Here is a 23222-nt window from a genome sequence, read left to right as displayed (position 1 = left end):
AGCCCGACCGGAAAATGGGGGGAGCCTTCGGCGCGGAAGGGGACAATGGGGCGGTGCGTTACGCGATCCTCGGCAGCACCCAGGCGGTCCGCGGCGACGGGACACCCGTCCCGGTCGGCGGGGCGCGGCTGCGCGCCCTGGTCACCGCACTCGCCCTGCGGCCCGGCCGCGCGGTCCCGCCGCGGGTGCTCGTCGACGAGGTGTGGGCCGGCGATCCGCCCGCCGACGCCGTCGCCGCCCTCCAGGCCCTCGTCGGCCGGCTGCGCCGGACCGTCGGGCACGCCGCCGTCGTCTCCGACGAGGGCGGCTACCGCCTCGCCGCCGACCGCGACGACATCGACGTCTACCGCTTCGAGCGGCTCGCCCGCACCGCCGGCCGGGCCCTGGCCGACGGGGACCCGGCCCGGGCCGCCGAGCTGTACGACGAGGCGCTCGGCCTCTGGCGCGGCCCGGCGCTGGCCGACCTGCCGGACCCGGCGGCCGAGGCCGCCCGCTGGGACGCCGTACGGCTGGAGGCGCGCCGGGGCGGGCTCGCCGCCGCCCTCGCCCTGGGCCGGGCCGAGGGCGCCCTGCCGGAACTCACCGCCCTGTGCGCCGAGCGCCCGCTGGACGAACCCCTCCAGGCCCTGCGGCTGCGGGCCCTGCGCGACAGCGGCCGCACCGCCGAGGCCCTGGCCGCGTACGACGGCGTCCGCCGCGCCCTCGCCGACCGCCTCGGCACGGACCCGGGCCCCGCACTCCGCGCCCTCCACGCCGAACTCCTGGACCACACGCCCCCCACCGCGCACCGGCCCACGCCGGGCCACCCGTCCGCCCCGGCCCCGGGCCACCCGGCGGCCCCGGCGCCGGGTACCGCGTCAGGGGCACCGGCGGGCACGCCCGGACCGGCGGCGGGGGCACCCGGGGCCGGGCTCCTGTCACCCGGAACGGCTGCGGCAGCCGGGACCGCACCCGGCCCCTGGGGGAGTGCGCCCGGAGAGCCGGGGGCCGGGCCCGGAGTCGCCGGGACCGTGCCCGGGGCGCCGGGGGACGCGTCCGGGGTTGCTGGGATCGTGCCCGGGGCGCCGGAGGCCGGGCCGGGGGTTGCCGGGACCGTGCCCGGGGCGCCGGAGGTCGGGTCCGGGGCGGCCGGGACCGCTGCGAGAGTTGCCGGGACCGTGCCTGGCGCGGCCGGGACCGCTGCTGGAGTTCCCGGGGGCGGGCCCGGGGTTGCCGGGACTGCGTCCGGGGTCGCGCCCGGAGCCTCTGCGCCCGCTCCCGGGCGACCCGGGCTCGCGCCGGGGGTTTCCGGGGTTGCCGCCGGGGCGGTTGGGGCGGCCGGCACCGCCGCCGGGGTGTCCGGGGTGTCCGGGGCAGCCGGTACCGCCGTCGGGGTGACCGGGGTGCCCGGGGCCGCCGTCGGGGGGAATCTGCGGGCCCGGCTCACCACCTTCGTCGGGCGTGAGGACGACATCAAGACCATCGGCGACGACCTCGTCGGCGCCCGGCTCGTCACCCTGCTCGGCCCCGGCGGCGCGGGCAAGACCCGGCTGTCGCAGGAGGCCGCCGAGGCGCATCCCCCGGACACCTGGCCCGACGGGGTGTGGCTCGTCGAGCTCGCCCCCGTCGACGACCCCGACGACGTCGCCGAGGCCGCGCTCGCCGGGGTCGGCGCCCGTGAGACCAAGCTGCGCGGCGCCGCCGCCGAGGAACTGCGCGCCCTGACCGACACCACCGGGGACGACCCCCTGCGCCGGCTCGCCGAGTACTGCGCGCACCGCCGTCTGCTGCTGATCCTGGACAACTGCGAGCACGTCATCGGCGCCGCCGCCCGCCTCGCCGAGGAGCTCCTCACCCACTGTCCGGGCGTCCGGATCCTGGCCACCAGCCGCGAACCCCTCGGCGTGCCCGGGGAGTTCCTGCGCCCCGTGGAGCCGCTGCCGCCCGGGCCCGCGCTCCGCCTCTTCGCCGACCGGGGCGCCGCCGCCCGCCCCGGCTTCACGGTGGCCGACGACCCGGACGCCGCCGCCGAGATCTGCCGCCGCCTGGACGGTCTGCCGCTGGCCATCGAGCTCGCGGCCGCCCGGCTGCGGCTGCTCGCCCCGCGCCAGATCGCCGACCGCCTCGACGACCGCTTCCGGCTCCTGACCAGCGGCAGCCGGACCGTACTGCCCCGCCAGCAGACCCTGCGCGCCGTCGTCGACTGGTCCTGGGACCTCCTGGACGCCCCCGAGCGCGCCGTGCTGCGGCGGCTTTCCGTCTTCGCCGGCGGCTGCGACCTCGACGCCGCCGAGGCCGTCTGCGCCGACCCGGCGTACGACACCGCCGACACCCTCGGCTCGCTCGTCGACAAGTCCCTCGTCGTCGCCGCCCCCACCGCCGACGGCACCGGCATGCGCTACCGCCTCCTGGAGACCGTCGGCGAGTACGCCGCCGAGCGCCTCGCCGAGGTCGCGGGGGACCGCGAGGCCACCGAGCGCCGCCACCTCGTCCACTACCGCGAACTCGCCCGCGGCACCGAGCCGCGCCTGCGCGGCCACGGCCAGCGTGCGGCCGTCGACCGCCTCGCCACCGAGTACGAGAACCTCCGTACGGCGCTGCGCCGGGCCGTCGCCGCCCGCGACGCCGGCGAAGTGCTCTGCCTCGTCCACGCGCTGGGCTGGTACTGGCACATGCAGGACCTGCGCACCGAGGCCCGGCACTGGGCCGACGCGGCCGCCGCCCTCGGCCCCGACCCCTTCGCCCCGCCGTACGTCCCCGCCGAGCCCGTGTACGAGCGGCTCGTCGACACGCCCCCGCCCTACACCGACGCCCTGATGGCCGAGGGCTGGCGCGCCCTGCACCTGGTCCGGCTGGCCTCCCGCGACCACAGCAACGCCGACTGGGACGACCCGGAGGTGCAGGCCGTCATCGAGGGCGTGCTCGCCACCTACCGGCCCGGACTGCCGCAGACCTGCCGGACCCCGGGCTCCCTGTGGATCTACGCCGTCATGATCGCGGGCGAGTCCGGGCTGCTCAAGGAGGTCGTGCACGCCACGGTCGCCACCGCCCGCGCCCTCGGCCTGCGCTGGGAGCTCGCCTCCGCCCTCCAGCTGCGCGCCGCCATCCTGGCCAACCGCTCCGACTGGGTGGGCGACGCGGCCCGCGACGCCGACGAGTCCCTGGAGATCTTCCGCGAGCTCGGCGACGACTGGGGCTGCGCCGAGGCCCTGGCCGCCCGCGCCGACGCCCGGGAGAAGCGCGGCGCGTACCGGGCGGCCGCCCAGGACTACCGGGCGGCGATCGTGTACGCCGAACGCCTCGGCGCGCGGGCGCAGGTGACCGTGCTGCGGGTCCGGATGGCCGGCGCGCTCGTCGAGAGCGGCGAGGTCGCGGCGGCCGAGGAGATCCTCACCGAGGTCGTCGCCAGCGTGCGCCAGTCGTTCGGCAACGAGGCCATGCCCGCGGCCCGCATGTTCCTCGCGAACATCCTCGGCCGCACCGGCCGGATCCCGGAGGCGCGCGCCCAGATCCAGTTGCTGCGCGAGGAGTTCGCCCTCGGCGCGTTCGCCGTCTTCGACGTGTTCCTGCTCGCGACCGTGGCCTGGCTGGACAACCGGGAGGGCGCGTACGAGGAGTGCCTCCAACGGGTCCGCGAGGCCATGGGAGCCTTCCGGCACCCGCTCGCGCTGATGGTCGCCCCGCACCTGCCCGCCGTGTTCCTGGTGACGGCCGCGGACGCCCTCGCCTCGCTCGGCGGCCGGGAACGGGCGTACGACGCCGCGCGGCTGCTCGGGGCCTACCGGGCCCACATGCCGGCCGCGCACCATCCGGTGTCCACCGAACGCGAGGACGCCGCCCACGCCGAGGAGCTGGCACGGGCGGCGCTCGGCGAGGACGCGTACGAGCGGGCGTACGCCGAAGGCGGCGGCCTCACCCTGAAGGAGGCCACCGCCCTCGTCTGATCCGGGCTCCCCCGTCAGGAGTCCGTCCCGGGACGCGATCCGGAGCGGAGCGACGCCGGATCAGGTCTTCTGGCGGAACTTGCGGACCGCGAGCGGCATGGTGACCGCCGTGATGGCCAGCGACCAGAGCAGGGTCATCCACACCGAGTCGCCCACGGGAGTCCCGTTGATCAGGGCGCGGGCGGCGTCCGCCAGGTTGGACAGCGGGTTGTAGTCCGTGAAGGACTGCAGCCAGCCCGGCATCGTGGACGGCGGGGCGAAGATCGAGCTGCCGAACTGCAGCGGCATCAGGACCAGCATCGCCATGCCCTGGACGGCCTGGGCGGTCTTCATGGTGAGACCGAGCAGGATGAAGATCCACATCAGTGCGCCGCCGAAGACCGCGGACAGCCCGATGGCGAGGAAGAGGTCCAGCACGGAGGACTTGATCGACAGACCGAGCATGAAGCCCACGGCCAGCAGGATCGCGATGGCGACGAGCATCCGGCCGAGCTCGACCACGATCTTGGCGAGGAGCACGGACGACCGGGCGATGGGCATGGACCGGAACCGGTCCATCACACCCTTCTTGAAGTCGTCGTTGACCCCGGTGCCGACCGCCATGGCGATGTTCATGCCCATCATCGCCATGAGGCCCGGGATCACGTAGTTGACGTACGCCGCCTGGTTGCCCTTGCCGGAGATCGCGCCGCCGAAGACGAAGACGAACAGCAGCGTGAAGATGATCGGCATGAACAGGACGTCGAACATCGACTCGGGGTCCTGCTTGATCTGCAGGGCGTTGCGGCGCACCAGGGCACCGATGTGCCGCAGGTTGGCACGCAGGCCGATCCGCCCCTCGCCGGCGGGGGAGCCCGCCGGGCCCCGACCGGAGGCGGCGGGAGCGGGCTTCGTCGTGGTTACGGTGCTCATGCCGCGACCTCCTCGGTCTTGTCGGTGGGGACGGAGTCCTCGCCGAGGGTGGGCTTCTGGCCGGTGATCGCCAGGAACACCTCGTCGAGGCTGGGCAGGTACGTGCCGAGGTCGGCGATCGCGTACCCGCGGGCGGCCAGCAGGCCGACCACGGCGGTCAGCTGCTCGTCGCTGAGGATCGGGACGAGGAGCACGCCCTCGTCCGGCACCGCCTGGGAGCCGGCCACGCCGTCCAGACCGGCCTCGGCCAGCGAGCGGGCCATGCCCGGCACGTCCGAGGGGTCCACGGGGCGGATCCTCAGGGTGCGGCCGCCGACGCGCGCCTTCAGCTCGTCCACCTTGCCGTTGGCGATGACCTTGCCGCGGTCGATGACCGTCAGCTCGCTCGCGAGCTGCTCGGCCTCCTCCATGTACTGGGTGGTGAGCAGCACGGTGGCCCCCTCGGCGACCAGGCGCTGGACCTCGTCCCACACCTCGTTGCGGGTGCGGGGGTCCAGACCGGTGGTCGGCTCGTCCAGGTAGAGCACGGCCGGGTTGCCGACCAGCGAGGCGGCGAGGTCGAGCCGGCGGCGCATACCGCCGGAGTAGTGCATGGCGGCCTTCTTCGCGGCCTCCGTCAGGGAGAACCGCTCCAGCATCTCGTCCGCGCGGGCCCGGGCGTCCTTGCGGGACAGGTCCAGCAGCCGGCCGATCATGTAGAGGTTCTCCCAGCCGGAGAGCTTCTCGTCGACCGAGGCGTACTGGCCGGTGAGGCCTATGGTGCGGCGCAGCTGCCGGGGCTGGCGGACCACGTCGTAGCCCGCGACGGTCGCGGTCCCGGAGTCCGGGACGATCAGGGTGGACAGGCAGCGCACCAGGGTGGTCTTGCCGGCGCCGTTGGGGCCCAGGACACCGAGAACGGTGCCCTCGCGGACATCGAGGTCCACGCCGTCCAGCGCCTTGGTCTCGCCGTAGTGCTTGACCAGTCCCCGGACCTCCACGGCGTTGGTGCCGCGCCGGGGGTTCTTGTCGTTTCGCGTCATGCCCACCATGGGACCAGAGACCACTGACAACGCACCGACAGACGACCGACAGCCGACCGACGCGCGACCGACGCACGGGCGACGGCCCGCCGACACAGGTGTCGGCGGGCCGTCGCCCACGTGCGTCACCGGCCGGTCGCGGGCCGGTCGCCGGTCAGTGGAAGCTGTGCTCCTCCTGCGGGAACGATCCGCCGACCACGTCCTCGGCGAACGCCCTCGCCGCGTCCCCCATCGTCTGGCGGAGGTTCGCGTACTGCTTGACGAACCGCGGCAGCTTCCCGCTCGTCAGACCCATCGCGTCGGTCCACACCAGGACCTGCGCGTCGCAGTCCGGGCCGGCGCCGATGCCCACGGTCGGGATGTGCAGCGACCGGGTGACCTCGGCGGCCAGCTCGGCCGGGACCAGCTCCAGCACCACCGCGAACGCCCCCGCGTCCTGCGCGGCCTTCGCGTCGCGCAGCAGCTGGTGGGCGGCCTCGTCGCCGCGGCCCTGGACCCGGTAGCCCATGGCGTTGACGGACTGCGGGGTCAGCCCCAGGTGCGACATGACCGGGATGCCCGACTGCACGATCAGCTCCGTCTGGGCCAGCGAGCGCTCGCCGCCCTCCAGCTTGACCGCGCCGACCCCGGCCTCCTTGACGAGCCGGGTGGCGCTGCGCAGCGCCTGGACCGGCCCCTCCTGGTACGAGCCGAACGGCAGGTCGCCGATGATCAGGGACCGGCTGGTGCCCCGGACCACGGCCGCCGACAGCAGCGTCATCTCGTCCATCGTGACGGGCACGGTGGTGTCGTAGCCGAGGTGGCAATTGCCCATCGAGTCGCCGACGAGGATGACCGGGATGCCGGACTCGTCGAAGACGGAGGCGGTCATCGCGTCGTAGGCCGTGAGCATGGGCCACTTCTCGCCCCGCTCCTTGGCGAGGCCGAGGTCGCGGACGGTGATGCGCCGCGTGCCCTTCCCGCCGTACAGGGTGGGTGCTGCCACCTTGGCGGGTTCCTGGGCAGGCGAAACGGCGTGCGTCATTGCAACTGCTCCTTGTGTCATCTCGAGGCGCCCTCACGGCGTCCCCGGACTCACCCACCATGGTGGCATCTGCGCGGCCCGCACCGGAAGAGCGCACCGCACGGCTCCGTTCGCGCTCCGTCACACGCCCGGCCCGCCACCGGACGCGCACGAGTGAATGTGCGCGTTTCGTGACAGATGCAACCCCTGCCGCCAGGCGGATCGTCCTCCCTTGCGAGGGGTCGGGACAAACGCCCCACACAGGACGGCACGTAAGGCTCCGGATATCGCCTAGGGTCAAGGGGCGGGGACGGAGCGCGAGCACGGCAGCGAGGACAGAGGTATGGCACAGGTGTATCTGCAGGAGACGGGGAACGGCGGCTCGGAGCACGAGCCCTCCGGATCCCGCTTCCGGCGCCGCCTGGCCGAACTGCGCAGAGACCCCGGAATCTGGCGGCGCGGCATCGTGCTCGCCGTCCTGGCGGTGCTGCTGGCACTGGTGATGATCTTCCACGCGTACCTGCCGAACGACGTCGGCAACACCGGGAGCCTCATCGAGACCTTCCTGCCCTGGCTTGGCCTGGCGGTCCCGCTGCTGCTGGCCGGCGCGCTCTGGCGCAGGTCCGCGACCGCGCTGATCGCCGTCCTGGTGGCCGCCGTGGTGTGGACGAACCTGTTCGGCGGACTGGTCACCGACAAGTCGGGCGTCGGCGGCAACCTGATGGTGGCCACCCACAACGTCGACGCCGACAACCCCGACCCCAAGGGCACCGCCGACTCGGTCGCCACGTCCGGGGCCGACGTACTGGCCCTGACCGAGCTCAAGGCCGGAGCGGTCCCCGTGTACGAGAAGGCCCTGGCCGGCACGTACAAGTACTACGCGGTCGAGGGGACCGTCGGCGTGTGGAGCAAGTACCCGCTGACCTCCAGCGCGCCCGTGGACATCAAGATGGGCTGGACCCGCGCGATGCGCACGACCGTCGCCACCCCCAGCGGCCCGGTGGCCGTCTACGTCGCCCACCTGCCCTCGGTACGGGTCAAGCTCAACGCCGGGTTCACCGCCAACCAGCGCGACAACAGCGCCGAGGCGCTCGGCCAGGCGCTGGCGGGCGAGCCGCTGAAGAAGGTCATCCTCCTCGGCGACCTCAACGGCACCATGAACGACCGCGCCCTGTCCCCGGTCACCTCGCAGATGCGCTCCACGCAGGGCGCGGCGGGCGACGGCTTCGGCTTCAGCTGGCCCGCCCAGTTCCCGATGGCCCGCATCGACCAGATCATGGTCCGCGGCATCAAGCCCGAGGCCTCGTGGACCCTCCCGCGCACGGGCAGCGACCACCTCCCGGTCGCCGCCCGCGTCACGGTCAGGCAGTAGGCCCTACGACCCCGCCCGCTCGCGCCAGCCGTTGGTGATGGGCAGGCGGCGGTCCTTGCCGAAGCCCTTCGCGGAGATCTTCGTGCCCGGCGGGTACTGGCGGCGCTTGTACTCCGCCGTGTCCACCATCCGCAGGGTCTTCGCGACCAGCTCGGCGTCGTAGCCGGCCGCGACGATCTCCTCCAGGCCCCGGTCCTGGTCCACGTACAGCGCCAGGACCGCGTCCAGGACCGGGTAGTCCGGCAGCGAGTCGGTGTCCACCTGCCCCGGGCGCAGCTCCGCGCTCGGCGGTTTGACGAGGGAGTTCTCCGGGATCGGCGGGGTCTCGCCGCGCTCCCCGGCGGCCCGGTTGCGGTACGCCGCCAGCCGGAAGACGTCCGTCTTGTACACGTCCTTGATCGGCCCGTACGCGCCGACCGAGTCGCCGTACAGGGTGGAGTAGCCGACCGCCAGCTCGGACTTGTTGCCCGGGGCCAGCACGAGGTGGCCCTCCTGGTTGGAGACCGCCATCAGCAGGGTGCCGCGCAGCCGGGACTGCAGGTTCTCCTCGGCCAGGCCCGTCAGGCCCAGTGCGCCCATGTAGGCGTCGAACATCGGCTCGATGGAGACGGTCCGGAAGTTCAGTCCGGTACGGCGGGCCAGCTCGGCCGCGTCCGAGCGGGAGTGGTCGGAGGAGTACTTCGAGGGCATCGAGACGCCGTACACGTTCTGCGCGCCGATCGCGTCGCAGGCGACCGCGGCGACCAGCGCCGAGTCGATACCGCCGGACAGGCCGACCAGGACCGAGCGGAATCCGTTCTTCACCACGTACGCGCGCAGGCCCACCACCAGCGCGTCGTAGACCTCCTCGTCGTCGTCGAGGCGGTCGGCGTAGCCGCCGGTCACGACCGCCTCGTCCGCGGGGGCGGGCTCCTCGGACAGGACCACGCGGTCGATGCGCAGCCCGTCGTCGACGACGCCCTCGGGCGCGTCCGGGCGGGCGGCCGGCAGGTCCAGGTCGACCAGGACGCAGCCCTCGGAGAACTGCGGGGCCCGGGCGACGACCTCCCCGTCCCGGTCGACCACGATCGAGTCGCCGTCGAAGACCAGCTCGTCCTGGCCGCCGATCATCGCCACGTACGCGAGGGTGCAGCCGGCCTCCTGCGCGCGCTTGCGGACCAGCTCCAGACGTACGTCGTCCTTGTTGCGCTCGTACGGCGAGGCGTTGAGGGAGATCAGCAGCCCGGCGCCCGCGGAGCGGGTGGCCGGGACCCGGCCGCCCTCCTGCCAGAGGTCCTCGCAGATGGCCAGCGCGACGTCCACGCCGTGCACCCGGACGACCGGCTGGGTGTCGCCGGGTACGAAGTAGCGGAACTCGTCGAACACGCCGTAGTTGGGGAGGTGGTGCTTGGCGAAGCGGAGCGCCACCCGGCCGCGGTGCAGCACGGCGGCCGCGTTCTGCGGGGCGCCGGCCGGGCGGCCCAGGCGCGGCGAGGCCTGCTCGGCACGGTCGAGGTAACCGACCACGACGGGCAGCTCGCCCAGGTCCTCGGCCGCCAGCCGGGCGGCGAGCTCGCGCAGCGCGGTACGGGAGGCCTCGACGAACGAGGCGCGCAGCGCCAGGTCCTCGACGGGGTAGCCGGTGAGCATCATCTCGGGGAACGCCACCAGGTGGGCGCCCTGCTCGGCGGAGTGCCGGGTCCAGTGGACGACCGAGTCGGCGTTGGCGGCGATGTCGCCGACGTGCGAGTCGATCTGATTCAGCGCGAGGCGTAGTAGAGGCACGGGACCCAGTCTAATCGTCTTTCTGACGCGATGTCCTGGGTCCCGGTCCTCCGGGGGGTGTTGGCGGGGCGGGCACCCCGTGCGGGGCGCCGGTGGGAGGCGTCGGTGGGATCAGCCGATCGGGCCGGTGAACCTGGCCTCGCCCAGCAGCATGCCGGGGGAGAACCCGGCGTCGATCCGGGTGGTGCCCTCGGGGACCTCGAAGGCGAACACGCCGGTGGCGGTGGCCCCCGGGGCGATGGAGTCCTGGATCATCTCGGGCAGCACGGCGTCGAAGGCGAGCTCGCCGTCCGCGCCGGACTCGGTCGTGACGTCGGGGACGGCGTAGACGACGTTCAGGGGCTTGGTGCCGTTGTTGGTGACCGTGGCCGTGATCTTGACGGCGTTCTTGATCACCTTGCGGCCGTAGGCGGTCGACGGCTTGTACATCACCGGCTTCGACAGGCTCACGGTGATGCCGTCGTCGAGCGTGACGCGCTCACCGAACGCGACCGCCGGGTTCTCCCGCGCCCACGGCGGGAGCGAGGGGGCCGGCTTCGGGGAGGTGCTCGGGCGGCTTTCGTACGGGATGTCGGTCCTTTCGCGGACCCTGCGGTCGACGCGCTCCTCGGCGTCGAGGGCGATCGACCGGGTGAAGGCGAAGCCGGCGACGGAGGTGCCGAGCGCGAGGACGCCGAGCACGGTGCCGGCGACGGCCATGGCGCGGCCCGTGCGGACGCGGGCGGCGCGCACGATGGCGGCGATGCCGATCCCGATGCCGACGGCGCCGGTGAGGCCGCCGAGGAAGAAGACGAACGGGACGAAGCCGAGCATGAAGCCGATGCTGCCGAGGGCCAGCGCGGCCACCGCCAGGCCGTTGGAGTCACCGCCGGGCCGCGGGACGACGGGGTACGGCGCCCCGGGCATCCCGCCGCCGAACGCGGCCGGCGGCCCCCACGGGTTCCCGGGACCACCGGCGCCGGCCGCCGGCCCGGCGGGGGCCGGGGCGGGGGTGGGCGGGGCGAAGCCGGGGGCGGGAGCGGCGAAGCCGGGGGCGGGAGCGGCGAAGCCGGGGGCCGGCGCGGGGGACGGGGGCGTCGGGGCCGGGGCCGTCGGCGTCGCGGGCGCCGTCGGGGCCGGGGTGGGCGGCTGCGGCGGGACGAGCGGGGTGTCGGCCATGGTCACGGCGTCGTGGATCCCGGGCGCGGGGGTGCCCTGCGGCTCCGCGGGCGGGGTGCTGGACGGCTGCGGGGGCGTGCTCATGCCTGGGAGGGATCCTTGCCTGACGTTGATAAGACCGGAGATCGCCAAGCCTGCCATGCCCCCGTCACGGGTCGGCACCGTTTTTGCCGCCACGGACACGGCCGGGCAGGGGGTGACAGGGGTCGTCCCGGTCCCGGAGTGCGCCGGGCCCGTAAGCGGAAGCGTCATCTCCCGATTACGGGGCAGAGGCAACGAAACCGCTCTTCAGTTCGTCTTCCCTGACATGGGAGTCAGTCGGATGCCCGAGCGCATGCATGGTGAAGATCCACAGCGGCAGCGCGGCACACAGCAGCACCCGGGCCACCCGCGCCCGGGTGGTCCGGAGCGCTGGGCGCCGGACGGGGCACGTCATGAGGAAAACCGTACCCGGGGCGGGCATCCGGTGATCGGATCGATCGCGGCCCTGCTGAGGACCAGCCCGGTGATGTCCGCCAAGGGCACGCGGCCGATCGCCGCTCTGATAGGGCTCGGCGCCGCCACCTACACGGCCTGGGTGCTGGAAGTCGTGCTGTCCACGGGGCTCAACCCCATCGACACGTACGTCAGCGAGCTCGCCGCCCAGGACCAGCCGCTCGGCGGCCTCTTCCGGGCCACCGACTTCACGGCCGGCCTGATGGCCTTCGTCGGCGGCCTGCTGGCCTTGCTGCGGCTGGGGACGTACCCCGAGGCGCGCCGCGTCTGGGCGGTGATCGGCTGGTCCGGGATCACCCTGTTCGGCGCCGCCACCGCCGCCGACGCCTGGCTGCCGCTGAGCTGCAAACCCACCGTGGACCCGGTCTGTGCCGCCCGGGAGACCGCCGGGCTGGTCCCGGCCACCCACCAGGCGCACGCCATCAGCAGCAGCCTCGCCATGACCGGCGCGCTCGTCGGCATCGTCGCCCTGACCGTGGCGGCCCGCCGCTACGGCTGGTGGGGGCCGCTGGCCCGCAACGGCCCGGTGCTGGTCGTGGCGGAGCTCATAGCCACCGTCTGGACCCTGGGCGCGATAGCCATGTTCACGGCCGGCCACGGCACCTGGGCCCTCGGCGCCGGCCAGCGCCTCCAGGTCCTGATCGTGGCCCTCTGGCTCGGCCTGCTCGCCCACTCGGTCCGCAAGGAACGCCGCACGTGACACCGGGGCCCGCGCCGCGTGATGCCGGCCGGTCCGGCCGGCCCCCGTCGCGGGCCCGGTCGCCCTACGAGGGCTTCGTGCGGGTCGGCGGTGTCCCGCTGCACGTGGTCGTCGAGGGCAGCGGGCCGGTGTGCGTGCTCAGCGCCGGGCTCGCCATGAGCTGGTTCGACTGGGATCCGGTCGTCCCGCTGCTCGCCCCGCACCGCACGGTGATCCGCTTCGACCGGCCCGGGCACGGGCTCTCCGCGCCCACCGCCGTGCCGCCCACCGCCGCCGGTGAGGCGCACCGGATCGCGGGTCTGCTCGACGCGCTGGGCGCGGCCGGCCCGGTCACCGTCGTCGGTCACTCCCTCGCCGGCTTCCACGCGGAGGCCTTCGCCCGCCTCCATCCGGAGCGCACGGCGGCCCTCGTCCTGCTCGACAGCAGCGTGGAGGAGGATCCGCGCACGGTCCTGCCGCCCGCCGTGCGCACCGCCGTCGCCCGGGCCCTGGGCCGCGCCGTCACCGCCGCCGGGCTGCCGGCCGCGTTCGGCGCAATGGCCCGGCGGGCCACCGTACGGGCGTCGCGGACCGGCGGCCCCGATCCGGCGCCGCCCGACCTGGTCAGCCGCTGCTACCGCACCGGCCGGGTCTGGCAGGGCGTCCTGCTGGAGAACGCCCGCTACCCGGACATGGCCGCCGAGGTCCTGGCCCTGCGCGCGGCCTATCCGCTGACCGCCCCGGCCACCGTCGTGGCCGGGTACGACGGGTCCGCGAGCGGCCCCGCGCTGCGCTGGCTGGGCCGGCAGGCCGCGCTTGCCGACCGGATCGAGGCCCGCTTCGAGGTCGCCGACGGCGCCGGGCACCTGGTCATGCTGGACCGCCCGGACCAGGTGGCCCGGGCGGTCCTGTCCGCCGTACCGGCACCGGGGGACGACGGGTAGAGCGCGGCTCAGGGAGCCCAGGCGGCTCAGGGAGCCCAGGCGGCTCAGCCGGGCCCGGCAGGCCGGTGGACCTGCGGCCCGGCGGCCCGGTCGGACCGGCGGCCCCCTCCGCCCCCTGTTCTCAGCCCCCTGTCCTCAGCGTCCGGCGTAGACGCTCGCCACGAAGCCCGCGATCTGCTCGTCCGAGAGGTGCTGGGCCAGATCGGCCTCGCTGATCATGCCGACGAGCCGCTTGTTCTCGATCACCGGCAGCCGGCGGATGCGGTGGCTCTCCATCTCGTCCAGGACCGCGCTGACGTCGGCGCCCGCGTCGATCCACCGCGGCGTGCCCTGGCACAGGTCGGCGCACGTCATCGTGGCCGGATCGCGCCCCTTGGCCACGCAGGAGACCACGATGTCGCGGTCGGTGATGATCCCGCACAGCCGGTCGTTCGCGTCGCTGACGGGCAGTGCGCCCACGTTCAGCTGTGCCATCACCTGGGAGGCCCGGGCGAGGCTCTCGGTGGCCGGGATCCACTGGGCCCCGGGGTGCATGATGTCTGCGGCTGTCGTCATCGAGTCAACCTCCTGGAGCACACGCCCGTACGGATGAGAGGGCGTCCTCCTTCCACCGTACGGGCGTGCTCCCGGCGCCGCTCACTGACGCGGGGCCGCCCCGCGCTGCTTGAGCATGTCCGCCATCAGGGCGAGTTCCGACTGCTGCCCCTCGACCATGCCCCGGGCGAGCTCCCGCTCGACCGGGGTCGTGCACAGGTCCACGCAGCCCTGCGCCATCGCGACGCCGCCCTTGTGGTGGTCGGTCATCAGCTGGAGGAACAGCACCTCGGCCGCCCGCCCCTCGGCGGCGCCGAGCTGGGCGAGATCCTCCTTGGTGGCCATGCCCGGCATCAGCGCACCGGGCTTGGCCGCGACCCCGCCCATCCCGTGCCCGTCACCGGCCCCGGCCCCGGCACCGGACCCGGAGCCGTGCCCCGAGCCCTTCCCGTCCCCGGTGCCGTGCCCGGAATGCCCGGCACCGGCACCGGCACCGGCACCATCACCGGAACCGCCCGGCCCGCTCCCGGTCATCCACGCCATCGGCTCCCGGTCGGCCGCCACCTTCGGCAGCCCCCACAGGTCCAGCCAGCCCAGCATCATGCCCCGCTGGTTGGCCTGGGTGTTGGCGATGTCGTACGCCAGGGTGCGCACCGCCTCGTCCTGGGTGCGGTCGCGGACGATGAAGGACATCTCCACCGCCTGCTGGTGGTGCACCGACATGTCCCGGGCGAAGCCGGCGTCCGCCGAGGCGATCCCCGGCGTGTCCCCGTGCGAACCGGAGCCGGACGACGGTCCGCTCGCGACCGCGAAGGTGGCGCCCGCCGCGAAGAGCGCCGCGAGCCCGACGGCGGCGACCGCCGCGCCGTACGTACGGCCGTTGCGCGAGCTCACTTCTCCGCCACGCCCATCGTGCACGCCGCGCCCGGCTCGGGCGTCTGCGGGCCCTGCACGTACTTGGTGAAGAACTGGTCCACCCGCGGGTCGGCGGCGTTGTCCACCGTCACCTGCTTGCCCCACGCGGACAGCATGATCGCGCCGGCCTGCTCCTTGACCGGGCTCATCAGCGTGTACGGGGTCTTGCCGACCTTCGCCGCGAGCTTGTCGACCTCGGCCTTGTCGGCCTTGTCGCTGTACGTCACCCAGACCGCGCCGTGCTCCAGCGAGTGGACGGCGTTCGTCTCGGGGATCGGGTTCTTGTAGACGTCGCCGTTGCAGTTCATCCAGCGCGGGTGGTGGTCGCCGCCGACCGGCGGGGCCATCTCGTACTTGACGGGCGTCTCGACGTGGTTGCGGCCCAGCGCCTTCGCGTCCCACGTCTGCTCGCCCGTGACCGGGTTCTTCTTGGCCGCGGCGACCGCCTTCGCGCGGTCCTCCTTCTCCTGGTTCTCCTTGATCAGGATCCAGGAGCCGAAGCCGACGAGGCCGGCGACGACGGCGGTGGACACCCCGATCGCGAGGAACTTGTTGCGGCGGTCGCGCGCCCGGTCGGCGCGGCGCATCTCGGCTATGCGCGCCTGGCGGGAGTTGTCGTGCGGGTTGCGGGCCATGTCGTGTGAGTCCTTCGGCTGAGGAAGATCTGAAGATCGGAAGACCTGTGGAAGGTCTGAGGATCTGTGGAAGACCGGTCGGTGACCGGATGTCGCACCGCTCCGGAACCGTCAGGTCCGCAGCACTTGAAGGACATGGAGATCGGGGGCCCGCGCCAGGGCCCGCGGCGGCCGGATCCGGCCGTCCGGGTCCGCCGCGGCGGCCGGGGCCGGCTCGCCCGCCACGGGCAGCGCGGCGGGCGGCGGTACGGGCAGCACGCCCGGGGTCGCGTGCGCGAAGGGGGAGCAGCCCGGCAGGTCACCGGGACAGACGTACGCGGCGTGGCCGGCATGCCGGTACCCGGCGGCGGTGTGCACCGCCGCGCCCGTACCGGACACCGGCCCGGGGCCGGCCTCCGTACCGCCTCCCGCGCGCCCGCACAGGATCAGGGCCCCCAGGAGGGTGCCCAGCACGCAGAGCAGGGCAGCACGACGGGCCACGGTGCACCCGTGGCGTCCATGCTGCGTGTGCTGCCGGCCCCCCATGGGCGCAGATGGTAATGCTCATGACGGCCCCGCGGTCAGTGCGGGGGTGCCGCGACCTTCCGAGGGTGCGTAATGTGGCGGAAACCACTGACCGCGATACTGGGCTCGGCAGGTGGTGGACAGCCCGTCTGAACTGCGAGGATGAAGGCATGGACAAGCAGCAGGAATTCGTCCTCCGGACGCTCGAGGAGCGCGACATCCGCTTCGTGCGCCTGTGGTTCACCGACGTACTGGGCTTCCTGAAGTCCGTCGCGGTCGCTCCCGCGGAACTCGAACAGGCCTTTGACGAGGGCATCGGCTTCGACGGCTCCGCGATCGAGGGCTTCGCGCGGGTCTACGAGTCCGACATGATCGCCAAGCCCGATCCGGGGACCTTCCAGATACTGCCGTGGCGCGCCGAGGCTCCCGGCACCGCCCGTATGTTCTGCGACATCCTGATGCCGGACGGGTCCCCCTCCTTCGCCGACCCCCGTTACGTCCTGAAGCGGATCCTGGCCAAGACCTCCGACCTGGGCTTCACCTTCTACACCCACCCGGAGATCGAGTTCTTCCTGCTGAAGGACAAGCCGCTGGACGGCAGCCGCCCGGTCCCGGCGGACAACTCCGGCTATTTCGACCACACCCCGCAGAACGTGGGCATGGACTTCCGCCGCCAGGCGATCACCATGCTCGAATCCATGGGCATCTCGGTCGAGTTCAGCCACCACGAGGGCGCCCCGGGCCAGCAGGAGATCGACCTGCGGTACGCCGACGCGCTCTCCACGGCCGACAACATCATGACGTTCCGCCTGGTCATGAAGCAGGTCGCCCTGGAGCAGGGCGTCCAGGCCACCTTCATGCCGAAGCCCTTCTCCGAATACCCCGGCTCGGGCATGCACACCCACCTCTCCCTCTTCGAGGGCGACCGCAACGCCTTCTACGAGTCGGGCGCCGAGTACCAGCTCTCCAAGGTCGGCCGCTCCTTCATCGCGGGCCTGCTGCGCCACGCGGGCGAGACCTCCGCGGTCACCAACCAGTGGGTCAACAGCTACAAGCGCATCTGGGGCGGCTCCTCCCGCACCGCCGGCTCCGGCGGTGAGGCCCCCTCGTACATCTGCTGGGGCCACAACAACCGCTCGGCCCTGATCCGCGTCCCGATGTACAAGCCGGGCAAGACCGGCTCCTCCCGCGTCGAGGTCCGCTCCATCGACTCCGGCGCCAACCCCTACCTGACGTACGCCGTCCTGCTGGCCGCCGGCCTCAAGGGCATCGAGGAGGGCTACGAGCTCCCCGCGGGCGCGGACGACGACGTCTGGGCCCTGTCGGACTCCGAACGCCGCGCGATGGGCATCGAGCCCCTCCCGCAGAACCTGGGCGAGGCCATCTCCCTGATGGAGCGCAGCGAACTGGTCGCCGAGACCCTCGGCGAGCACGTCTTCGACTTCTTCCTGCGCAACAAGAAGCAGGAGTGGGAGGAATACCGCTCGGAGGTCACCGCCTTCGAACTCCGCAAGAACCTCCCGGTCCTGTAGTCGCGCGTCGGGGCCGGCGGCCGTGGGTCGCCGGCCCCGGCGCGTGCCTGGTCATGTGGCGGGCAGGTCTCAGCTGCCCGCCAGATCGCGCCAGATCGCCGCGGCCGCGGCGATCTGGGCCACGACGTAGGCGATCTGAACCGAGATGCCCCGCATCTGGTAGATCGACAGCAGCAGGCCGAAGCGGGTGGGCCAGAACTTTCTCTCTCCGCTGAAGGTCGCCATGTCCATCCAGAGGCTGGTGAGCGTCAGGACCGTCAGCATGAGCAGGACGTGCAGGAGCGCGTAAGTGGCTTCGATGTCGGCGATCCGGCTGAGCAGGGCGCCCACCCCGACCGGCAGGGCGTACGCCAGGGTCAGGCTCAGCGCACGGAACGGGCTGTGCCGCCCCGGCAGTACGCGCCAGAGCGCCCCCAGGGCCATCCCGGCACCGGCCCAGGCGAGCTGCCACGCACAGAGCTTCGCCGCGATCTCCAGCAGCCCGCTCTGCTCGTGCAGAACGGACAGCCAGTGCCGGTAGTCCGGGATACGGTCCAGCCAGACCAGGGAAACGGTCGCCGGAATGCCGAAGAGGAAGGCGAGCCTGGCGGCGTGCCGCGCGTTGTCCCACCAGTTGAATTCCGGCCCCCAGGCGAGGGCCAGGTCCACGACCGAGTAGTGCTCCGCCGGACGGTGCGTGCCCCGGCTCCGCCCCGAGAGCCAGCCGGCCTGTGCGGTCAGGTCCTCTTCCAGTTTTTCGCGCTTGATGTCGCCGTTCGCCCGGCCGTGCTCGATCAAGTAGATCTCATGGTGCCAGTTCCGGAAATCATGGGCCTTCCTCAGCAGTTCGTCGCGCCGTTGGTCCGTGCCGAACACCCGGCTGAGGAAATAGGCGTCCGCCCCGCTCAGCACCGACCAGCGCCGGCCCACCGCGCTGACCGCGTAGAACGAGAACATGAGCAGCAGGAACCATACGATGTAGAGGACGTTCGAGCGGGCGAACTCGACCTGCCGCAGCCCCACCACGAAGGCGAAGATCGCGGCCAGCAGCAGGAAATCCGGCCCCTCCGGGCCCAGGGCGACCCTTCGCCCGCCGTGCGCCTCCCTCCGCCGCGCGTCGATGCGGATGCAGAGCAGGGCGACGAGGGCGATGACGGCCAGGACCCAGGAGTAGCTGTACATCCACCTGAGGCCTGCGACGGGAAGCGGGCCCAGGTAGCCGACGAGCTCCTCCTGGGAGACCTCGGCCCTTTCACCGGGCCAGGCCTCGCGCCTCCAGTCGCGGCGTTTCGCCCACCAGAAGCAGCTCAGAATGACCGCGGCGGCCGCCGCCAGCAGCGTCGAGACGGTCGCGACCCACCGGACCGGCGCCTTGTTCCACCCGGTCACCAGGCCTTTCCGCGCCAGCCCACCTTCCCGTGCGAAGCGCCACGCCCAGGCCGTCATCGCCGCCAACCCCAGCCACAGCGTCGTCAGCCCCAGCAGTACCAGCCAGAAGTGACCACGGCTGTGGTGCGGCGACGGCGCGAGCGACCACTGGCCGAGGCCGCTGAGAACGACGACCGCGAGCACACCGAGCCCGGCCACCGCGCTCGCGGCCACCGTCACGGCACGGGCCTGACGGGGCCGGGGATCGGGCGGGCCGCCGGGCTCGGCACGGGGATCGCACGCGTCGGCCGGCCCGGGACAGGACCACGGGCGGGCGACCAGGACCAGCGCCAGCCCCGCCGCCATGCCGACGAGAGCCTGCTCCAGCGGAGGCCGTCCGATCGCCTTCTGGAGCAGGAGGAGGGTCAGGACGACTGCCGAGCTCAGCACGGCGAAGTGCAGGACCGCCTGCTGGAGGCCCTCGTCGTACGTCCCCCAGAACCTGCCGAGGACCCGGCGGCGGGCCGGTACGGGGGCGCGCCCTGGCTGCCGCGCCGCGGCGGACGGCGTCCGCGGCAGGGCGCGGAACGCTGCCACCGCCAGCACGACGGAGGCGGACAGCCACCACGTGACCACGCTGGCCGTACTCAGCCACACCCAGGTGTTGGACCAGGTGAAATACCGCTGCCAGGGCGGCTCCACATCGACCGCGACCTCCAGATCCACCGAATGCTGCTCGTGTTTCCGCACCCAGACCAGCTCACCCTTGTCGATGGACTTGGGCTCAGGTGAGACCTTGGAGAAGTCGAGGTCGCCCAGCTGGATCCCGACGCACTCCCACTGGGCGCCCTTCAGGGTGCCCGGTGGCCTGAGAGCGACCTGCCAGGCCTTGTGGCCCACGTCGATCTCCCACGGCCCGATACGGATGGCTCCCTTGTCCTTGATCGAGGCGAACGCCCGGTACTCCACGGTGATCTGGTCGCCCTCTGCGGTGACCCGCGGCGTCTCGTAGCGCCACTCGGCACGGCGGGCAGCGGTCTCCTCCTCGTGCTGCGCCTTCTCGGAGGCGGTGGGCGAGGGTCCGAGCGCATCCCCGCGCAGGAGGCAGCGCATCGCGACCTGGTACCCACGGGATTCCTCGCCCAGGGTCAGATCCTTCGCGTGGAGCCAGGTGTCCGGAACTGTGACGGTCATGTCCGACCGCACCTGGGTGTGCGTCCGGCCACGGTGGTCGAAACCCAGCTTCGCGGTCTTGACGTGCGCCGTCGTCAGCGCATTCATCTGGCAGTCGACGCGCGGGACGGTGTCGCCCTCACCGGAGGTCAGCGTCCGCCACCCGAAGACGAGGAGCAGCACCGCCAGCAGACAGGCACCGGCCGACAGCGACAGCGACAGCGACAGCGCCCGCGTCCTCAGCCGCACACGCCATCGCCGCCACCAGGGAATTCCGGATGGCGAAATCACAATATCGGGCCGATCATGTTCGTAAGGGATGCCGACGCGCGTTCAAGGGCGGGGAGGAGCGACGCGCGTGCAACGGGAGGAGCAGGGAATGACCGAGACCACCGAGCCTCCCGCCTCCAGGGCGCCGCTCCCCTCGTTCGAGGAAGCCGAAGGCCTGGGGCCGCAGGACGCCGCATTCGTCCGCGATCTGGTCGCCGTACTGGACAAGCACGGAAACCTCGACCGTTTCGGTCTGTGCCTCCTGCACGACCACTTCCCGCTCGGCCCGGGTGAGGTCCTGGTGGAGACGAACGATCCCAGGGCCCGCACCTTGCACGCTCATGTCGAGAACGCCGGACGGACGGAGCACGCCAAGGCCTCGCAGTGGCGGTTCCTGCGGCACGGCAGCGACTCAGCCGGTCCGGAGACGCGGGGAGACCCGTATCAGGTGATCATGGTGTGCGATCCGATCGAGGACCTCTGCCCCGGGCGCGAGCGCGGGAACTGACGGGCTGCCGATGGCGGGCATGACCGATCGACCTCTCTGCGAGAAATCGAAGCGTTGCATGCCCAGCGTGCGGTGCCGCAGGCCACCGCGCATCCGGTGACGGCACACCGATCGGCCGGACGGCCTACGGACGGACTACCGGGATCCCCCGGCGACGCTCTACGGGCTGACCGCCGGGCGCCAGGTGGGGCGGGTGGCGCGGGTGGGGTCGTTGCCCGGGGGGAGGGTCGTCGTCACGTGGAGCCGGGCGTCGAGGCCCAGGACCGCCGTCGTCGTGGCCCCGGCGGGTTCGAGGATGCTGGCCGGGGCGCCGGCGTAGAGCACGTGGGACTCCGTCCACGCGGTCGGGCCGCCGATGACCGCGGTCCCGACGGTGCCGGAGTCGGCGCGGCCCGACACCAGGCGGCCCGCGACGCTGACCGCGCCGTACCCCGCCCGGCCGCCGGCCTCGGTGACGTCGGAGACCCGAGGCCTCGCCCCGTCGGCCGTGACCAGGGCGGTGCGCACGGTGCCCGCGTCGGGGCGGCGGAACCACAGCCGTACGCCGTCGCCCTCGGCGGTGGCCGTCAGCGGAACCGTCGTCGGCGGCAGGTCGGTCGGCAGCGGGCCCTGGAGCGGGGCGTCGGGGGAGGGCTGGATCCAGGCCAGCACGGTACCGGCGGTGGAGGCGTAGACGTGCCGGCGCCCGGCGGCGTCGGTCGCCGTCACCGGGTCGCTGTGCAGGTCCTCGCCGCCGAGCCGCAGCCACGGCCCGAAGCCGCCGTCCGGCTGGGCCTCGCTGGCCCGCAGGGAACGGGCGGAGTCCCTCAGGTAGACGGTCACCTGGCCGTCGGCGCCGACGGAGACCGAGGGGGCACTGATCGCCGAGGTGCCGTGCTCGTCGGCGGTCTCCGGGGTGCCCAGCGACTGCCACGGGCCGAACGGGCCGTCGGGGGCGTCCTGGACGGCGTACACGACCTCGCGACGGTAGTCCCGCGCCCGCTCGCCCAGCGTCGTGCGGATGCCGAGGACGGCGACCCGGCCGTCGGGCAGGGCGGCCGCCGTGGCCCCCGGGTCCATACCGCCGCCCGGCATCAGGGTGGGGCCGGCCCACTCGGCCTCGGGGCCGGTACGGGTCCAGAACGCCATCCGGCCGTCCAGCACCGAGAAGGCCCACAGCCGGCCCGCGCGGCCCTCGGCCAGCCAGGAGGTGTGGTCGCCGCGGGAGTAGCGCATGCTCTGCGCCCAGTCGCGGCCGGCGGGCCGGGCCGCGACCTTGCGGTCGCCGCAGCCCGACGGGCTGCCGCAGTGGTCGACGCGGTCCACCCAGGCGTACGTCTTGAGGTAGCCGAGCTTGGTGTCGAAGGTCTTGGGGTCGAGCGAGTGCGGCAGGGCGCTGTTGAGGTAGCCGAGGTAGTTCTGCACCGAGAAGTGCGGGCGGTCGGTGACCTGCGACGCGTACCGCTCGGCGGCGGCCTGGACGAAGCGCGCGCCGTACATGTGGTCCTGGTGGTCGGTGACCTTGCCGTCCTTGGCTGACCGGCCCGGTGTCGGATCCTGCATGCGTATCGTCGTCGGCCGGTACTGCTCCATGATCCCGGCGATCGTGCGTATCGCCTGGTCCTTGGTGTACGTGAAGCGGTCCTTGACCGGGGTGCCCGCGGTGAGCTGCGAGGGCAGCGCCTGTATCTGACCGTTCCACAGGCCGCGCAGGCTCTCGGGCCGTTCGCCGGCGATCGAGCGGGCCTCGGTCAGCTGGAGCCAGACCAGGTTCACCTCGGGCTGGGCCTGCAGTATGTCCACCTCGGCGAAGCCGCCGCCGGCGGTGGGTACGGTCGTCCGCTTCCAGGGGCTGGTGCGGTCGCCGGTGGCCATCTGGGCGTACGCGGACCGTATGCCGTTCTGGCGGGCCTCGGCGTAGCGGGCGTGGTCGGCGGGCTGCTTGGGGTCGCGCAGGTGGCCGCCGGCCTGGTTGACGCCGTCGGCCTCGCCGGAGGTGAGGTACGCGGTCGTGACCGTGATCCCGGCCAGCAGGGCGCGGCTGAGGTCGGGGTTCATGAAGAACAGGTCGTCGTCGGGGTGGGCGACGATCTGCAGCACCGACCCGGCGGTGGAGCTGGCGCCCCGCCCGGCCGCCGGAGGCTGGGCGGGTCCGGTCTCCGCCGCGGATTCCTGGCCCTGGGCGACGGTCAGCACACCGGCCGTCCCCGCGGCGAGCACGGTGACCAGGACGGCGAAGTTGATGTGTCGGCGCGCAACGGCCATCGGTCGGCCCCCCCAGGTCCATCCGTGCGGAAAATCCACTCCTCGGTCAGATAGAGGCGGTGACGGGCGACTTGGTTCACCGCGGGCGCCGATCACTTGGCCGCACCGCGTACCGTTCCGCCCGGATCTCCCACTTGGAGAGGATTTACCGGTCCCGCTGTTACGCACATCACGGCGCCGCGCGGCGGCAGTACTAGGCTCGACCGCGAGCACGATGCAAGCACGACGCGAGCGCGACGCCGGCAGGCCGCGGGCGGACGACGCGGACAACCGTCGCGGCCGCCGCGG

The 23222-nt window shown here is 73.2% G+C and carries 17 protein-coding genes; 6 read left to right on the top strand and 11 right to left on the bottom strand.

The genetic code is table 11. The features are described from left to right. Nucleotides 1-14: 14 nt before the first annotated feature. Nucleotides 15-3923: an AfsR/SARP family transcriptional regulator gene (locus ACZ6KO_RS10275; protein ID WP_469302599.1), complete on the top strand. Its 3909-nt coding sequence runs from the start codon at nucleotides 15-17 to the stop codon at nucleotides 3921-3923. 60 nt (nucleotides 3924-3983) lie between these two features. Here the strand turns inward: ACZ6KO_RS10275 and ACZ6KO_RS10270 are convergent, their stop codons facing one another. The 3 genes from ACZ6KO_RS10270 to panB form a co-directional block, all read right to left on the bottom strand. Next, complete coding sequence (locus ACZ6KO_RS10270; RefSeq protein ID WP_469302597.1) at nucleotides 3984-4835, bottom strand: ABC transporter permease; 852 nt, start codon at nucleotides 4833-4835, stop codon at nucleotides 3984-3986. Next, complete coding sequence (locus ACZ6KO_RS10265) at nucleotides 4832-5866, bottom strand: ATP-binding cassette domain-containing protein (protein WP_469302595.1); 1035 nt, start codon at nucleotides 5864-5866, stop codon at nucleotides 4832-4834. The genes ACZ6KO_RS10270 and ACZ6KO_RS10265 overlap by 4 nt, the downstream gene beginning before the upstream one ends. Before the next feature lie 145 nt (nucleotides 5867-6011). Beyond that, nucleotides 6012-6881, bottom strand: a complete 870-nt coding sequence (gene panB, locus ACZ6KO_RS10260) for a 3-methyl-2-oxobutanoate hydroxymethyltransferase (protein ID WP_469302593.1) — start codon at nucleotides 6879-6881, stop codon at nucleotides 6012-6014. Between the two features lie 322 nt (nucleotides 6882-7203). Between panB and ACZ6KO_RS10255 the strand changes: the two genes are divergently transcribed. Further along, a complete protein-coding gene (locus ACZ6KO_RS10255; protein WP_469302590.1) occupies nucleotides 7204-8232 on the top strand; it encodes an endonuclease/exonuclease/phosphatase family protein in 1029 nt (342 codons plus the stop codon). A 3-nt stretch (nucleotides 8233-8235) separates the two neighbouring features. Here the strand turns inward: ACZ6KO_RS10255 and ACZ6KO_RS10250 are convergent, their stop codons facing one another. Next, complete coding sequence (locus ACZ6KO_RS10250) at nucleotides 8236-9996, bottom strand: NAD+ synthase (RefSeq protein ID WP_469302588.1); 1761 nt, start codon at nucleotides 9994-9996, stop codon at nucleotides 8236-8238. Between the two features lie 111 nt (nucleotides 9997-10107). After that, nucleotides 10108-11238 (bottom strand): DUF4190 domain-containing protein, encoded by a 1131-nt coding sequence (locus ACZ6KO_RS10245; protein WP_469302586.1) that lies wholly within the window; start codon nucleotides 11236-11238, stop codon nucleotides 10108-10110. 424 nt (nucleotides 11239-11662) lie between these two features. On the opposite strand from ACZ6KO_RS10245, the gene ACZ6KO_RS10240 reads away from it, so the two are divergent. After that, nucleotides 11663-12349: a DUF998 domain-containing protein gene (locus ACZ6KO_RS10240; protein ID WP_469303841.1), complete on the top strand. Its 687-nt coding sequence runs from the start codon at nucleotides 11663-11665 to the stop codon at nucleotides 12347-12349. A 77-nt stretch (nucleotides 12350-12426) separates the two neighbouring features. After that, nucleotides 12427-13272, top strand: a complete 846-nt coding sequence (locus ACZ6KO_RS10235) for an alpha/beta fold hydrolase (RefSeq protein ID WP_469303837.1) — start codon at nucleotides 12427-12429, stop codon at nucleotides 13270-13272. 135 nt (nucleotides 13273-13407) lie between these two features. Here ACZ6KO_RS10235 and ACZ6KO_RS10230 read toward each other — a convergent pair whose 3' ends face one another. From ACZ6KO_RS10230 to ACZ6KO_RS10215, 4 genes are all read right to left on the bottom strand, one after another. Further along, nucleotides 13408-13827, bottom strand: coding sequence for a CBS domain-containing protein (locus ACZ6KO_RS10230; RefSeq protein ID WP_469302583.1), 420 nt, complete (start codon nucleotides 13825-13827; stop codon nucleotides 13408-13410). A gap of 81 nt (nucleotides 13828-13908) precedes the next feature. Continuing rightward, entirely contained in the window at nucleotides 13909-14700 is a 792-nt protein-coding gene (locus ACZ6KO_RS10225) for a DUF305 domain-containing protein (RefSeq protein WP_469302580.1), read from the bottom strand. Continuing rightward, nucleotides 14697-15356 (bottom strand): DUF3105 domain-containing protein, encoded by a 660-nt coding sequence (locus ACZ6KO_RS10220; RefSeq protein ID WP_469302577.1) that lies wholly within the window; start codon nucleotides 15354-15356, stop codon nucleotides 14697-14699. Before ACZ6KO_RS10220 ends, ACZ6KO_RS10225 begins: the two co-directional genes overlap by 4 nt. 111 nt (nucleotides 15357-15467) lie before the next feature. Beyond that, nucleotides 15468-15836 (bottom strand): hypothetical protein, encoded by a 369-nt coding sequence (locus ACZ6KO_RS10215; protein WP_469302574.1) that lies wholly within the window; start codon nucleotides 15834-15836, stop codon nucleotides 15468-15470. 194 nt (nucleotides 15837-16030) lie between these two features. Here ACZ6KO_RS10215 and ACZ6KO_RS10210 point away from each other — a divergent pair, with 194 nt between their 5' ends. Continuing rightward, entirely contained in the window at nucleotides 16031-17392 is a 1362-nt protein-coding gene (locus tag ACZ6KO_RS10210) for a glutamine synthetase family protein (RefSeq protein ID WP_401448093.1), read from the top strand. Nucleotides 17393-17461: 69 nt separating this feature from the next. Here the strand turns inward: ACZ6KO_RS10210 and ACZ6KO_RS10205 are convergent, their stop codons facing one another. Then, a complete protein-coding gene (locus tag ACZ6KO_RS10205; protein WP_469302570.1) occupies nucleotides 17462-20161 on the bottom strand; it encodes a DUF6185 family protein in 2700 nt (899 codons plus the stop codon). A 130-nt stretch (nucleotides 20162-20291) separates the two neighbouring features. Here ACZ6KO_RS10205 and ACZ6KO_RS10200 point away from each other — a divergent pair, with 130 nt between their 5' ends. Next, the gene (locus ACZ6KO_RS10200) at nucleotides 20292-20690 is read left to right on the top strand and encodes a hypothetical protein (protein ID WP_469302568.1); all 399 of its coding nucleotides are present in this window, start codon (nucleotides 20292-20294) and stop codon (nucleotides 20688-20690) included. Nucleotides 20691-20849: 159 nt separating this feature from the next. Here the strand turns inward: ACZ6KO_RS10200 and ACZ6KO_RS10195 are convergent, their stop codons facing one another. Beyond that, complete coding sequence (locus tag ACZ6KO_RS10195) at nucleotides 20850-22934, bottom strand: PIG-L family deacetylase (RefSeq protein WP_469302566.1); 2085 nt, start codon at nucleotides 22932-22934, stop codon at nucleotides 20850-20852. Nucleotides 22935-23222 lie beyond the last annotated feature (288 nt).

The organism is Streptomyces sp. NPDC042102 (genome assembly GCF_055582305.1).
Note: the sequence above shows the minus strand (reverse complement) of the source record. Positions and strands in the feature narration are given on the sequence as shown.

Excerpts from the sequence above, each read along its gene's own strand:
- ACZ6KO_RS10195 (WP_469302566.1), bottom strand. The coding sequence starts at position 22,934 with ATGGCCGTTGCGCGCCGACACATCAACTTCGCCGTCCTGGTCACCGTG.
- ACZ6KO_RS10265 (WP_469302595.1), bottom strand. The coding sequence starts at position 5,866 with ATGGTGGGCATGACGCGAAACGACAAGAACCCCCGGCGCGGCACCAAC.
- panB (WP_469302593.1), bottom strand. The coding sequence starts at position 6,881 with ATGACGCACGCCGTTTCGCCTGCCCAGGAACCCGCCAAGGTGGCAGCA.
- ACZ6KO_RS10245 (WP_469302586.1), bottom strand. The coding sequence starts at position 11,238 with ATGAGCACGCCCCCGCAGCCGTCCAGCACCCCGCCCGCGGAGCCGCAG.
- ACZ6KO_RS10270 (WP_469302597.1), bottom strand. The coding sequence starts at position 4,835 with ATGAGCACCGTAACCACGACGAAGCCCGCTCCCGCCGCCTCCGGTCGG.
- ACZ6KO_RS10210 (WP_401448093.1), top strand. The coding sequence starts at position 16,031 with ATGGACAAGCAGCAGGAATTCGTCCTCCGGACGCTCGAGGAGCGCGAC.
- ACZ6KO_RS10200 (WP_469302568.1), top strand. The coding sequence starts at position 20,292 with ATGACCGAGACCACCGAGCCTCCCGCCTCCAGGGCGCCGCTCCCCTCG.
- ACZ6KO_RS10255 (WP_469302590.1), top strand. The coding sequence starts at position 7,204 with ATGGCACAGGTGTATCTGCAGGAGACGGGGAACGGCGGCTCGGAGCAC.
- ACZ6KO_RS10230 (WP_469302583.1), bottom strand. The coding sequence starts at position 13,827 with ATGACGACAGCCGCAGACATCATGCACCCCGGGGCCCAGTGGATCCCG.
- ACZ6KO_RS10240 (WP_469303841.1), top strand. The coding sequence starts at position 11,663 with ATGTCCGCCAAGGGCACGCGGCCGATCGCCGCTCTGATAGGGCTCGGC.
- ACZ6KO_RS10275 (WP_469302599.1), top strand. The coding sequence starts at position 15 with ATGGGGGGAGCCTTCGGCGCGGAAGGGGACAATGGGGCGGTGCGTTAC.
- ACZ6KO_RS10220 (WP_469302577.1), bottom strand. The coding sequence starts at position 15,356 with ATGGCCCGCAACCCGCACGACAACTCCCGCCAGGCGCGCATAGCCGAG.